Here is a 12,201-nt window from a genome sequence, read left to right on the forward strand (position 1 = left end):
GCACCACGAAGGTGCCAAACTCACAGTTCGGCGGAGGGGCCGAGCACGAAGTCCCGGGTTTCTCCCGGCGCGAGCATCGACTCGCGTCCCTCCACCCTGACCCGGATCGGCGTGGCACCGCCGGCGTGCAGCCTCAGGCGCAGGGTCGTCGCGGTCACCTCCAGCCGGATCGGCTGCTCCCGGTAGTTGATCGTGAAGACCACCCGCGCCAGCTCCGCGGGCAGCACCGGGTGTAGCCAGAGCATGTCCTCCCGGATCTCGAGCCCGGTGTAGCAGCGCACGACCATGTCCATCGAGCCCGCCATGGCCCCGAGGTGGATCCCTTCGGGAGTGGACCCGCCCTGGATGTCGGCCAGGTCGCTCTCCAGCGCCCGGGTCAGGAAGTCCCAGGACGCCTCCCGGTCGCGCCGGGCCTCCAGCCACGAATGCACGACATTGCTCAGGGTCGACCCGTGCGTCGAACGGGCGCCGTAGAACTCCACGGTGCGCACGATCGCCTCCGGCGGCAGCGCGTATCCCATCTCATGAAGCAGCTCGCGGAGCTCCTCTGCCGAGAAGAGGTAGAGCAGCATGAGCACGTCGGCCTGCTTGGACACCCGGTAGTTGTTCGTCGTGTCGCCCTCGGCCTGGAGGATCAGGTCGAGGCGGCCGATGGAGTCGTACCGGTCCCCGTACGCCTGCCAGTCGAACTCGGCCAGGTCTTCGTAGCCCTCGAACTGGCTGATCACGCCGTCGGCGTGGAAGGGCACGCGCAGCCGCCGGCCGATGTGCTCCCACCGGCCGACCTCCTCCGGCCGCAGTCGCAGACGGTTCCACAGCGGTCGGCAGTAGCGCCCCTCGAGCAGCGACACCGTTTCGATCGCGCGCCGCAGCACCCATGCGGTCATGACGTTCGTGTACGCGTTGTTGCGCAGACCCGAGCCGGGGGAGCCCGGGTAGCCGTCATGGAACTCGTCCGGCCCCATCACGCCCTCGATGTCGTACCGGTCGGCGGTCTCGTCGTAGCGGGCCAGGCTGGCGAAGAAGCGCGCCACCTCGAGCAGGATCTCCGCGCCCTGGCGGATGAGGAACTCCAGGTCGGCCGTCGACTGGTAGTGCTGCCAGACGCTGTACGCGAGGGCCAGCCCGACGTGCCGCTGCAGGTGGGAGTTGTCGGGCATCCAGGTGCCGCTGCGCGTGTTGAAGAACTCGGTCGGGGTCACCTCGCGCCCGTCGATCCCGCTCTGCCACGGGAACATCGCCCCCTCGAAGCCGGACTCCTTCGCGGCGGCCCTCGCCTCGTCGAGGCGCCGGTACCGGTAGCCGAGCAGGGCGCGGCTGAGGTCGGGGCGGCGGAGGGTGAGGATCGGGTAGACGAACAGCTCGTCCCAGAACACGTGTCCGCGGTAGCCCTCGCCGTGCAGGCCCCGGGCCGGCATCCCCGCGTCGAGGTCGGCGTCGACGGCGGCCAGCGTCTGCAGCACGTGGAAGGTGTTCAGGTTCAGCGCCAGCGACGCTCGCTCGCTGGTGTGCATGCGCACGGCGAACTCGTCCCAGAGGATCTGCCAGGCGCGCTCGTGGGCGGCGGCGAGCCGCTCGGGTTCCGGCAGCCGCCGCATCCACGTCGCCACGGCCCTGGCCGGCGAGGCGATCGCCCGGTCCCGGGAGGTGCCGACGATGACCGTCTTCTCCACCGTGACCGGATGCCCCGGCGCCAGGTCCACCTCGAACTCGTGGGCGACCCACCCCTCGTCGTCGTGGAGCAGGCGCGGGGAGAGGGGAATGCGGGCGCCCGCCCGGTGGGCGCGGGTGCGCGCGGCCATGGCGATGTGGATGCCGGACTGGTTCGTCTCCACCTCGAGCAGCACCGTCTCCCCATCGATGGCCGCCGCGGTGCGCGGGATCAGGTGCGAGCCGGTGAGCAAGCGGTCGGCGGCGACGTTGCGGTTGGCCACCCGGCCCTCCAGCGCGGACCGGATCGTGATCGGCCCCGACCAGTCTTCGGCTTCAAAGGTCGTGGTCAGCACGGCCAGGCGGGGCGCGGCCTGGGACACGAACCGGTCGGAGGTGACCGTCGTGGTGCGCCCGGCCTCGTCCCGGAATCGGATGACGCGCCGGAGCATCCCGCGCCGGAGGTCGAGCTCCTGCAGGTAGCTGATCAACTGGGAGCCGCCCGGGCGGAACCAGTCGTTTTCGGCCACCTTGAACCAGAGCGGCAGCCAGTTCGGGCCGTTCACCAGGTGCTCGTCCTCAACGCTCCGGTCGCCGAGCTGCGTGTGCACCCGGTTGTAGACGCCGGCGAGGTAGGTCCCCGGGTAGTGCACGCCGTCGGCGCCGGTCTCTGTGGCGGCTCCGCGGGTTCCCCAGTAGCCGTTACCGAGGGTGCAAAGCGCTTCCCGCAGCCCCTCCGTCGCCGGGTCGAAGCCCACGTAGCGCAGCAGCCACGGGTCGCTGCCGGAGTCACCGCCCGCCCACCCGGGGAACTCCGGCCCCGGTTCGCGCGGCAGGTCGGGGAAGCCCACGTCGGCCCCGTCGAGGTTGGGCATCCGCAGGTCGAGGTCGCGCAGGTCGAGCTCGCCCAGGTCCGTCACCACGAGATCGGCCCCTTCGGCCCTGAGCCGGTCACCGTAGCCGGTGCGGTCGACGCCGATGACGAGTCCGAATCCGCCGCGGGAGGCGGCCCGCACCCCGGCTTCGGCGTCCTCGATGACCACGGCGTGCCCGGGGGACACCCGCAGCAGCCGGGCCGCCTCGAGGAACATAGCCGGGTCGGGTTTTCCGGGCAGGCCCAGCCTCGCCGCATCCGTGCCGTCGACCCGCGCGTCGAAGAGCCCGGTCAGCCCGGCGGCCGCCAGCACCGCCTGGCAGTTGCGGCTCGAGGTCACGACGGCGGTCGGGATGCCCTGCCCGCGCAGCCGGCGGAGCAGCGCCACGGTGCCGGGATACCCCTGCACCCCGCCGCCGATGAGCTGCTCGAACAGCGCCTGCTTACGGTCGGCCAGCGCGGTGATCCGCTCCGGCGCCGCCTCGAGCCCACGGGACGCCAGGAAGTTGCGGATGCCGTCTTCGCGCGGACGCCCGTCGACGTACCGCCGGTAGTCGGCGCCGACGTCGAATGCCGGCACCGGGCCGGCCGAGAGGAGCGGAAGCTGCTCGTCGAACAGGGCCTTCCAGGCGAGCGCGTGCACCGACGCGGTGTCGGTGACGACGCCGTCCAGGTCGAAGATCACGGCTTCGCGCCCTGACCGGGGCGAGTGCTGCGGCTCGATCTCGGTCACGATTGCACTCCTCACGGCGGCGTTGTGTGCCCATACTATGCAGGTGACGCTCGCGTTCGGCGTGTGACATGAGATCGGCCCATGCGTCGGGTCGGTTCGACGTCAGTGCGGTTCGACGTCACTGCCGCTCGACGTCACTGCCGCTGGGACCAGCGCCGGACGCCCTTTTCCGCCTCGACAATGATCAACACCGTTGAGCCCACGGCGATGCAGAGGAGCCATTCCCGGGCGTTCAGGGGCGTCAGCCCCAGCACGCTGGCGGAGACAGGCCAGGTAATCACGGCCCAGTGAGCGGTCAGGGCCGGTGGCGATGGCAACGCCCCTCCCGCGACCGCTGCCCACGAACGTGCCGATGAAAGCAACGTTTGCCTTGTCCGCTTCCACGACCTCCCGCGGGAGCGGATCCGTGTGCTCCGTCGCGGCGAAGGACTCTCCGGTCCGCATCGACTCGTCGTCCTGGAGGCCGTTCCTTTCGATGAGTCGCAGGTCGGCGGGAACTCGCTCACCGCTCTCGAACAGCACGATGTCGCGTCCGGGGACCACTCGTTCGGCGCCATCGCGCAGGACCCGGCAGGAGGGAGTCGAGAGGGATTGCAGCGCCCGCACATCGGCTTCCGCCTTGCGCTCCTGCACGAACCCCGGGCAGCGTTGATGCACAGGACCAGGAAGATGGCACCCGAATCCACCCACTGTTGCTGGATGAGCGTGATGACCGGCTGTCTCCGGATCCAGGCTGTGCCGCGGCACCGGCTCGGCTGCGGTCCTGGACGCGGCGATTTGCTTGGAGGTCACGATGTCGCCCCTGTTCCGGGCGGTTACTCCGTCCTTCCGGGGTCGTGCGGTTGCTCTCCCGTGAGCGAGCCGGCGTGGGCGCGTGCGGTGGGGTCGAGCCGGACCCGGATCAGGCTGGCGATCGTGGTCACGGTCAGGACGACAGCGATGACGCCAAGGCTGAGGTTGGTGCTGATCTCCGGCACTCGGTCGTCCAGGCCATGCCCCCAGTGCAGGACGAGTTTCACGCCGATGAAGGCCAGGATGAGGGCCAGGCCGGTGGAGAGGTAGACCAGCCGGTCCAGGAGCCCTTTGACGAGGAAGAAGAGTGCCCGCAGCCCGAGCAGGGCGAAGGCGTTGGCGGTGAAGACGATGTACGGTTCGTCGGTGATACCGAAAATCGCCGGGATCGAGTCGAGCGCGAACAACAGGTCGGTGCTGCCGATTGCCAGCAGCACGATGAAAAGTGGCGTCACCGCGCGGCGGCCGGCGCTGCGCGTGAACATACGCCCGCCGTCATAGTCCGTGCTGACGTTCAGGCTGCGGCGGGCCACCCGGACCAGCACGTTGTCGTGCACGTCGGGGTCGACGTTGCGGTGCCGGTAAAGCTGTACGGCCGTCACGATCAGCACGAGACCGAAGATCAGGAACATGAAGGAGAACAGCGAGAGCAGCGCGGCACCCAGGGCGATGAAGATCGCTCGCAGGACCAGGGCCAGTACTATTCCGAAGATGAGAACCTTCTGCTGGTACTTCTGCGGAACGGCGAAGGTCGACATGATGATCACGAAGACGAAGAGGTTGTCGATCGACAGGCTCTTCTCGACGATGTAGCCGGCGAAGTATTCCGCGCCGAGGTCCCAGCCCACCTGGGCGGCGAATACCAGACCGAACACGATCGCCACCGCGATGTAGAGGACCGATGAGATTGCCGCTTCGCGGAACTTGACAACGTGCGGCCGGGCGGCGGCCAGACCCAGGTCCAGGGCGAGCAGCCCCAGAATGAGTCCGATGGTCAGCGTCCAGCGGAGAGCGGTGACTTCGAGCACTAGTGACCTTTCTGCCTTCGGTCGAGATTACGTCCGGCGTTCGCTTCCAAGGATAGACACCTGAAGCGAAATTCGCTAATCTGGATACGTACGTTGAATGGTTTCCGCACACATTCATGTGGCCAGCATGTTCGACTGGAAGGTGTCCGGCACGGCGCAGCCGAGCTGGCGCAGGAAGGGATTTCGTTGTTGTCCAATCGAGAGACACCTGCTTTTTTCCCTTTTGGATCGAGTGTTCCCGCCTCCACCGCGGTTCCCCCCGAACCCACCTACCTCGTCGTCGTGGCGGATTTTTTCGACGTCGCCCAGAGCCTGGCCGCGGCGTCTGTGCTGGCTCGTCGCGCAGGCGCGCGACTGTTGATCGCGCTTGCCCGCTCCCGTTGCGGTTTCACGACCGACGCTGCGATCGCACGACGCGTCGTTGTGCGGAGGCGGCAGGAGCTGCTGGACTTGGAGCGTCTTGCTCACCAGGTACTAGACCGCACGGGCGTCGCATTCGACACAGTCCTGATGACCTACGGGGGCAGTGGCACCCAGCCCGGAAGCAGTCGGAGCATGTGTGCAGCCATGGACCGCCTGGCTCGCCGCCATGGTGCCACGCAGCTGCCCAAACAACCGATCATCCCACCACCGCCCACCACGCCAGCGACCTAAGAGCCGGCATCGCCCGTCACCCCGATAAGGAGAACAACCCATGAGCGCTGAAGACACGATCGACAACAGCGAACTGGTACCCGCACCGCGCAACAGCATTGTGGTCGGACACGATGGATCCGACTATGCCGATGACGCCCTGGGCGCGGCCCTCGAGCTCGCCGACCAGCTGCATGTCCCCGTCCTGGTGGTGCGGGCCTGGTCCATCGCGACGGCTCCGCGCCCGTCCAATTGGGACTTCGGGTACGTCTCGTCGTTCGATGAGTATTCCGCGGCCGTCCACGACGAACTTGTGCGGGACGCGCGCGCCGCGGTCAAGAAATATCCCGCGGTTTCGGTCAGCTACCGCGCCGTTCACGCCGGCCCCGCGCAGAGCCTCATCGACCTCTCACGCGACGCCCGCCTGCTCGTCGTCGGAACCCGCGGGCGTGGCGGACTCGCGGGGATGCTGCTCGGTTCCGTGAGCGAGCAGTGCGTACGGCACGCGGCTTGCCCCGTCCTGGTCGTGCGGCCGCGCACCTGACGGGGCGCTTAGAATTTCTGCGGTCGCAGCACGGTGATGTCGCTCATGAACAGGATCATGGCGTAGTCGTCGTAGTACTGCTCCTGGAGGGAGGCGGCGATCGCTTCGGCTGTCTCCGCGTCGCACACAACCTCGACGCGGATGTTGGCGCTCGCCTCCCAGCCGGCATCGCGAACGCCGCGGTTCCCTTTTCCGCGGGCATCGGTGATGGTGTAGCCGTGCGCATGCAACCGATCGAGATCCCGAACGAGGGTGCCCTCGAGTGCTGCTTCGGTGACGATGGTCAAGAGCGTGCGGGTATGGCTGTGCATTCGTCTCATCCTCTCGCGAATGTATGTGCCCACACGGAGAGCGCGTGGTAGATCGGGATGCCGAGCAGGACATTGAACGGGAATGTTATGCCCAGCGCGGCGGCCAGGGACAGGGTGGGGTTGGCCTCGGGCACTGAAATGCGCATGGCGGCCGGCACCGCGATGTAGGAAGCGCTCGCCGCCAGCGTCGCGAGAATGGCCGTTCCGCCGATGGAGAGCCCTAGAGCCCATCCCAGCCAGGTCCCCACCAGTGCCGAAAAGAGTGGCATCCCGATACCAAAGGCAACCAGAAATGGCCCGTGGCGGCGCAGGCTGCCGGCCTGTTTCGCCGTGATCAACCCCATCTCCAGCAAGAATAGGGCGAGGATTCCCTTGAATAGGTCGAAGAACAACGGCTCGATCGACGCGAGACCGTCCGGCCCCGCCGCCCAGCCGATGAACACTCCGCCGAGCAGGAGCACGATGCCCTTCCCCAGGAAGACCTCATGGGCAACCGAACCCCAGCGCGTCTCGCGTGAGAGACCCCGGGCGAGAACAATTCCCACCAGAATGGCCGGCACCTCCAGAAGGACCAGAAGAAGCGGCATGTGCGCTTCGAAGGCGATCTGCCGGCTGCCGAGATAGGCAACCGCCACGGCGTAGGTGCCCACGCTCACGGAGCCGTAGTGGGCGGCGATCGAAGCCGCATCCGCACGTGTGAATCGGCCCAGGTGGCGCAGCACGGGGAATGCGATGAGGGAGAGGGCCAGGCCCAGGGCCACCACAGCCAGCATCTGCGGCAGCAGATTGCCGAACGGCTGCCTGGCGAGTTCGATTCCGCCCTTGAGGCCGATGGAGAGCAACAGCACGATACTAGCGAACTCGTACACCGCCGCTGGGAGACGCAGTTCCGAACGCAGCAGGCCCGCGACGGCGCCGAGCACGAAGAAGAGGATGACTGGATCGATCACATGGTGGCTCTCTGGTTCGTTGTCGAGCGATGCATGCTAATGATAGCCGGTATGACATAGCGTGTTTGACATAGCGTGTATTTCAAAACGTGTGTCATCTATAATCAGAGGATGGCCGACTGGACCTTCCTCACTAATCACGCACACGTTCTGCTGTGTGTCTCCACAGACCCCGGTATGCGGTTACGGGACATTGCGGGAGCGGTGGGCATTACCGAACGCGCCGCCCAGCGCATCATCGCCGAACTTGTCGCAGACGGGTATCTCACGCGTCGACGCGATGGACGGCGTAACCGCTACGAGCTCTACCCGGAGCTGCCGCTTCGGCATCCCCTGGAAAGTGACCACCAAATCGGCGAACTTCTCGTGGCGCTTGGATCCGAACACCGCGTTTAGACGGTTAGACGATTACTCAGGTATCAGCACGGCCCACATGGGGTGCCGAGGCTCCCAACCTCGGAGATTCTGCCTGGCCGGGCAGGTGGTTGGATGGACCCATGACCTCGAGCCACGCGTACATGGACGATTTCGCCCGATTCATCACGGCCTCGCCGTCGTCGTACCACGCGGCCGCCGAGGTCGCCCGCCGCCTCGACGCCGCCGGGTTCACCCGCCGCGATGAGACCGAGCAGTGGCCCGCCACACCCGGCCGGCACTACATCGTGCGCGACGGGGCCGTCATCGCCTGGGCGCAGCCGGCCGCTGCCGGCCCGACCACCCCGTTCCGCATCCTCGGCGCCCACACCGATTCGCCCGGCTTCAAGCTCAAGCCGAAGCCCACGCTGGCCTCCCAGGGCTGGCTGCAGGCCGGGGTCGAGGTGTACGGCGGGCCTCTGCAGAATTCCTGGCTCGACCGCGAACTGGAACTCGCCGGGCGCCTCGTCACCCGTGACGGCGCCGAGCACCTCGTGCGCACCGGCCCGTTCCTGCGTATCCCGCAGCTCGCCGTGCACCTCGACCGCGAGGTCAACACAGCCGGCCTCACCCTGGACCGCCAGCGCCACCTCAACCCCGTGTTCGGGGTCGGCGACAGCTCGCAGGCCGACCTCGTCGGGCACCTGGCCGGCCTCGCCGGGCTGGAGGGGGCGGATGTCGCCGGCTACGACATCCTCACCGCAGACACCGCCGCCCCAGCCACGTTCGGCCGGGACTCCACCCTCTTCGCCGCCGGCCGCCTCGACAACCTCACCTCGGTGCACGCGGGCCTGCTCGCGCTCATTGCCGCGCCGGAGGACACCGGGCAGATCAGCGTGCTGGCCGCCTTCGACCACGAGGAACTCGGCTCCCAGTCGCGCTCCGGGGCCAGCGGACCGCTGCTCGACGACATCCTCACCCGCCTCGGCGCCGCCCTCGGCGCCGACGTCTCGGACCGGCTCCGCGCGTACGCCGGCTCCTGGTGCCTCTCCGCCGACGCCGGCCACGCCGTGCACCCGAACTACCCCGAGCGCCACGACCCGGCCAACACGCCCATCGCCGGCGGCGGCCCGCTGCTCAAGATCAACGCCAACCAGCGCTACGCGACGGATGCCGTGGGCGCGGCCCTCTGGGCGCGCGCCTGCGAGCAGGCCGACGTGCCGTACCAGGAGTTCGTGTCGAACAACACGGTGCCCTGCGGGTCGACGATCGGGCCGCTCACCGCGACCCGGCTCGGCATCCGCACCGTCGACGTCGGAGTTGCGCTGCTCTCGATGCACTCGGCGCGGGAGATGTGCCACGTGAACGACCCGGTGCTGCTGTCCGCGGCGATCGGCGCCTTCTACGCAGGCGCCTGAGCCTGAGCCGGGCCGACGCGGCGTCAGCCGGGCTGACGCCGCGCGAGCCGGCTCAGCCGCCGAACGGGTAACCGAGGTCCCGGTCGACCCCATGGCGCCCGTCGCGGGGGCCGGAGTCGGGCAGGGCCGGAAGCTGGTCGCCGTCGCGGGCGTAGAGCGAGGTGCGTTTCGGCGCGACCCGCCGGGCGGCCGGGCCCTCTCCGATGACCGCGACCACCGTTTCGGAGACGATCACGGCACCGGGAGCGTCTGGCGGAACGAGCCTGGCCACCGGATGTCCCGCCCGGGTCAGCACGACGTCCTGGCCGTCCGCCACCCGGGCGAGCAGCACGAAGAGGTGCAGCTTCGCGACCTCCACGCTCACCGTGAGGGTGTCCCATCCTTCGGCGCCGGGCCGCCGCGCGGGGAAGGGGTCGTACTCCTCGTCGCGGTCCACCCCGTGGCGCCCGTCGCGGGGGCCGGGATCGGGGAGCTCGGGAAGTTGGTCGCTGTCGAAGGTGTAGCCCATGGCGGGCTCCTCTCCACGGGTCGGTGCCTGTGCGGATGCCTGTGCGTGCGGATGCCTGTGTCAGACGGTACGCCGACTGCGCCGTGCCCGCCACTGGGGTAGCTTTGAGTCATACCAGCGGCGCGGACCCGGAGCACCGAGGTCGGCCGAAACCAGCGGCAGCGGGCACAGTCAGGGAACGGGCACAGTCATGAAGCGTCGGACCTTCCTCATCGGGTCGGCGTCCGGGCTGTCCATTTTCGCGCTCACCGCGTGCACCGGCCCGTCACCGGTGCCCTCCATCAGCCCGTCCCCGTCGGAATCCCCGTCGCCGTCCCTCGTGCCCCGGCCGCAGGCCATGCGGCGCACCTCGTGGTCGAAGGATCCCTTTGCGCGCGGGTCGATGAGTTTCACGGCGGTCGGGGCGACGCCGGCGGATCGCACCACGCTGGCCACGCCCGTGCAGGACCGGGTGTTCTTCGCGGGCGAGGCCACGTCGGTCGAGCTGCCGGGCACCGTGCAGGGCGCCCGTGACTCGGGCCGCCGCGCCGCCCGGGAGGTCATGGCCGTCGCCGGCGCAGACGAGCGCATCGCCGTCGTCGGAGCGGGAATGGCCGGCATCACGGCTGCCGGGCTGCTCCGCGACGCCGGGTACGACGTCGTCGTGATCGAGGCGCGCAAGCGCGTCGGTGGGCGGATCGCGACCGTCTCGGATCCGGACTGGCCGTTCCCGATCGAGCTCGGACCATCCTTCGTTCGCAACTCCACCGCGAGCCGGCTGGATGAGGACCTCGCCAGGGCCGGGGTGACCACCCTCCCGGTGCCCGGCGGCACGGAGACCCGCACACCGGCCGGCGCCATCGCGCCGGTGTCGCCGGTGGGCTCCGGTGCCGTGGCCGAGGCCATCGCCTGGGCGGCCGGCCAGCCGCAGGACGTGTCCGTCGCTGTGGCCCTCGTCGAATCGGGGGCCTCCGACCTGTCCGACACCCCCGGCGAAAACGGCGTCTCCGAGGTCGACTGGCTCGATCACGCCGTCGCCGGCGAGATCCAGCAGCTCTCCGGAGCCGAGGCGGGGCTGGTATCCGCGTGGTTCCCGCCGCAGGCCGGAACCGGCGACGACACCGCGGAAGACGGAACCTGGCAGGGAGACCGGATCGTGCTCGGCGGGTACTCCACCCTCGTGTCCGAAGCCGCCGTGGACCTCGACCTGCTGGCCTCCAGCGCCGTGCGACGGATCGCCTACACCGACGAGGGCGTCAGCCTGCGGCTCGAGACCGGAGAATCACTCGGGGCCGACCGGGTGATCGTCACCGTCCCGCTCGGCGTGCTCAAGACCGACGCACTGGAGTTCGCGCCGCCGCTTCCGTTCGAGCACCGCGGGGCGATCGCCGCGCTCGGGATGGGCGTGCTCGACAAGGTGTGGTTGCGCTTCCCCGAGCCCTTCTGGGACACCGACGTCACGCTCTGGTCCGTCGTCGGCGGCGACTCCGGCTTCCAGGACTGGGTGAACCTCGAACCGCTCACCGGCGAGGCGGTGCTGATGGGCGTGGTGGCCGCCGACGACGCCCTGCGCCTGGCGAAGCTCGGCGACGACGACTTCCTGGCGGCCGCACTGGCCAGCCTCGAGCCGTTCGCCCTGCCCGTTCCCGAACCGACCGGCTAGCCGGTCGGGCTCATCCACCGGGGCGCCCAGCGGAGCTTCGTCAGGGCGATCAGGCCCGCCGCGACGCCGGTCATCAGGGCCACGGCGAGCGCGCAGTACAGCACGGTTTCGAGGGGGCCGCTGACCTGCACGGGGTCGAGGAAGAAGTACGGATACCAGCCGACCCCGGCCCCGCGGACCAGGGTGAAGACGCCCCACAGCAGCGGGTACACCACAATCCAGGCGAGGGGCTTCCAGGTCAGGCGCGCCTTCCCGAAGTCGAGCATCCAGTCCAGAAGGGCGAAGGTCGGGATCCAGAAATGCAGGAGCTGGCTCGACCAGGGAACCTCGATCGTGTAATCGCGGGTCGATGACTGGATGACGATGCTGAGGAAGACGATCCCGGACACCACCATGTAGCTCGTCACCAGCACCCGGAGGATGTCGAGCCAGGGCGGATCCACCGGGCGCCGGAACGCGATCCGGGCGGCCGTGAAGAAGAGGACGACCCCGGCGATGGCACTCTGCACCGTGAAGTAGCTGAAGAAGTTGCTGGTGACGAACGTGGCGAAGCCGAGCACATAGTCGAAGTCGCCCACGAGGGCCGTAATCAGGATCAGAGCCAACAGGATGCGGGCGACACCGAAGATCTTGCGTACCTCCACGCGCGTTCGGCGGGGGCCGAACGTTCGCAGGGGCATGCTGCCACGCTACGCCCCTCCGGTCCGGGCGGGGGACGCCGGGCGGGACCCCGGGATTCGGGGGTCGACCGGCGCCGCCTCGCG

12 protein-coding genes and 1 pseudogene are annotated in these 12,201 nt (G+C 68.9%); 4 read left to right on the top strand and 9 right to left on the bottom strand.

Annotated elements, in window-relative coordinates; genetic code table 11:
- Window positions 1-20 precede the first annotated feature (20 nt).
- From BLQ39_RS00855 to BLQ39_RS15505, 5 genes and pseudogenes are all read right to left on the bottom strand, one after another.
- Entirely contained in the window at window positions 21-3,257 is a 3,237-nt protein-coding gene (locus tag BLQ39_RS00855; RefSeq protein WP_198417119.1) for a beta-phosphoglucomutase family hydrolase, read from the bottom strand.
- Window positions 3,258-3,391: 134 nt separating this feature from the next.
- Complete coding sequence (locus tag BLQ39_RS16030; protein WP_241982853.1) at window positions 3,392-3,538, bottom strand: cation transporting ATPase C-terminal domain-containing protein; 147 nt, start codon at window positions 3,536-3,538, stop codon at window positions 3,392-3,394.
- Between the two features lie 58 nt (window positions 3,539-3,596).
- A pseudogene (locus tag BLQ39_RS16240) lies at window positions 3,597-4,049 on the bottom strand (P-type ATPase actuator domain-containing protein); the annotation flags it as partial.
- Window positions 4,050-4,072: 23 nt separating this feature from the next.
- Window positions 4,073-5,077 carry a TerC/Alx family metal homeostasis membrane protein gene (locus BLQ39_RS00865; protein ID WP_092321189.1) on the bottom strand — a complete coding sequence of 335 codons (1,005 nt, stop codon included), beginning with the start codon at window positions 5,075-5,077 and terminating at the stop codon, window positions 4,073-4,075.
- Window positions 5,078-5,191: 114 nt separating this feature from the next.
- Window positions 5,192-5,545, bottom strand: a complete 354-nt coding sequence (locus BLQ39_RS15505; protein WP_134574994.1) for a hypothetical protein — start codon at window positions 5,543-5,545, stop codon at window positions 5,192-5,194.
- A gap of 226 nt (window positions 5,546-5,771) precedes the next feature.
- Between BLQ39_RS15505 and BLQ39_RS00875 the strand changes: the two genes are divergently transcribed.
- The gene (locus tag BLQ39_RS00875; RefSeq protein WP_092321191.1) at window positions 5,772-6,254 is read left to right on the top strand and encodes a universal stress protein; all 483 of its coding nucleotides are present in this window, start codon (window positions 5,772-5,774) and stop codon (window positions 6,252-6,254) included.
- An 8-nt stretch (window positions 6,255-6,262) separates the two neighbouring features.
- Here the strand turns inward: BLQ39_RS00875 and BLQ39_RS00880 are convergent, their stop codons facing one another.
- Together BLQ39_RS00880 and BLQ39_RS00885 are read right to left on the bottom strand one after the other, a co-directional pair.
- Entirely contained in the window at window positions 6,263-6,565 is a 303-nt protein-coding gene (locus BLQ39_RS00880) for a P-II family nitrogen regulator (RefSeq protein WP_092321192.1), read from the bottom strand.
- 5 nt (window positions 6,566-6,570) lie between these two features.
- Window positions 6,571-7,515: a sodium-dependent bicarbonate transport family permease gene (locus BLQ39_RS00885; RefSeq protein ID WP_092321193.1), complete on the bottom strand. Its 945-nt coding sequence runs from the start codon at window positions 7,513-7,515 to the stop codon at window positions 6,571-6,573.
- A gap of 111 nt (window positions 7,516-7,626) precedes the next feature.
- On the opposite strand from BLQ39_RS00885, the gene BLQ39_RS00890 reads away from it, so the two are divergent.
- Complete coding sequence (locus tag BLQ39_RS00890) at window positions 7,627-7,911, top strand: winged helix-turn-helix domain-containing protein (RefSeq protein ID WP_092321330.1); 285 nt, start codon at window positions 7,627-7,629, stop codon at window positions 7,909-7,911.
- Between the two features lie 101 nt (window positions 7,912-8,012).
- Window positions 8,013-9,287 (top strand): M18 family aminopeptidase, encoded by a 1,275-nt coding sequence (locus tag BLQ39_RS00895; protein WP_092321194.1) that lies wholly within the window; start codon window positions 8,013-8,015, stop codon window positions 9,285-9,287.
- Window positions 9,288-9,339: 52 nt separating this feature from the next.
- On the opposite strand, the gene BLQ39_RS00900 is transcribed toward BLQ39_RS00895, so the two are convergent.
- The gene (locus BLQ39_RS00900; protein WP_092321195.1) at window positions 9,340-9,795 is read right to left on the bottom strand and encodes a type II toxin-antitoxin system Phd/YefM family antitoxin; all 456 of its coding nucleotides are present in this window, start codon (window positions 9,793-9,795) and stop codon (window positions 9,340-9,342) included.
- Window positions 9,796-9,985: 190 nt separating this feature from the next.
- Here BLQ39_RS00900 and BLQ39_RS00905 point away from each other — a divergent pair, with 190 nt between their 5' ends.
- Window positions 9,986-11,437 (top strand): flavin monoamine oxidase family protein, encoded by a 1,452-nt coding sequence (locus tag BLQ39_RS00905; RefSeq protein WP_166784426.1) that lies wholly within the window; start codon window positions 9,986-9,988, stop codon window positions 11,435-11,437.
- On the opposite strand, the gene BLQ39_RS00910 is transcribed toward BLQ39_RS00905, so the two are convergent.
- Entirely contained in the window at window positions 11,434-12,117 is a 684-nt protein-coding gene (locus BLQ39_RS00910) for a Pr6Pr family membrane protein (RefSeq protein ID WP_092321197.1), read from the bottom strand. The genes BLQ39_RS00905 and BLQ39_RS00910 overlap by 4 nt on opposite strands.
- Window positions 12,118-12,201: the final 84 nt, after the last annotated feature.

Source organism: Cryobacterium psychrotolerans (genome assembly GCF_900101115.1).
Classification (GTDB): Bacteria; Actinomycetota; Actinomycetes; order Actinomycetales; family Microbacteriaceae; genus Cryobacterium; species Cryobacterium psychrotolerans.

Bases quoted from the DNA above. Each gene is read 5' to 3' on its own strand.
- BLQ39_RS00875 (WP_092321191.1), top strand. From the start codon at position 5,772: ATGAGCGCTGAAGACACGATCGACAACAGCGAACTGGTACCCGCACCG.
- BLQ39_RS00880 (WP_092321192.1), bottom strand. From the start codon at position 6,565: ATGCACAGCCATACCCGCACGCTCTTGACCATCGTCACCGAAGCAGCA.
- BLQ39_RS00890 (WP_092321330.1), top strand. From the start codon at position 7,627: ATGGCCGACTGGACCTTCCTCACTAATCACGCACACGTTCTGCTGTGT.
- BLQ39_RS00895 (WP_092321194.1), top strand. From the start codon at position 8,013: ATGACCTCGAGCCACGCGTACATGGACGATTTCGCCCGATTCATCACG.
- BLQ39_RS00900 (WP_092321195.1), bottom strand. From the start codon at position 9,795: ATGGGCTACACCTTCGACAGCGACCAACTTCCCGAGCTCCCCGATCCC.
- BLQ39_RS00905 (WP_166784426.1), top strand. From the start codon at position 9,986: ATGAAGCGTCGGACCTTCCTCATCGGGTCGGCGTCCGGGCTGTCCATT.
- BLQ39_RS00910 (WP_092321197.1), bottom strand. From the start codon at position 12,117: ATGCCCCTGCGAACGTTCGGCCCCCGCCGAACGCGCGTGGAGGTACGC.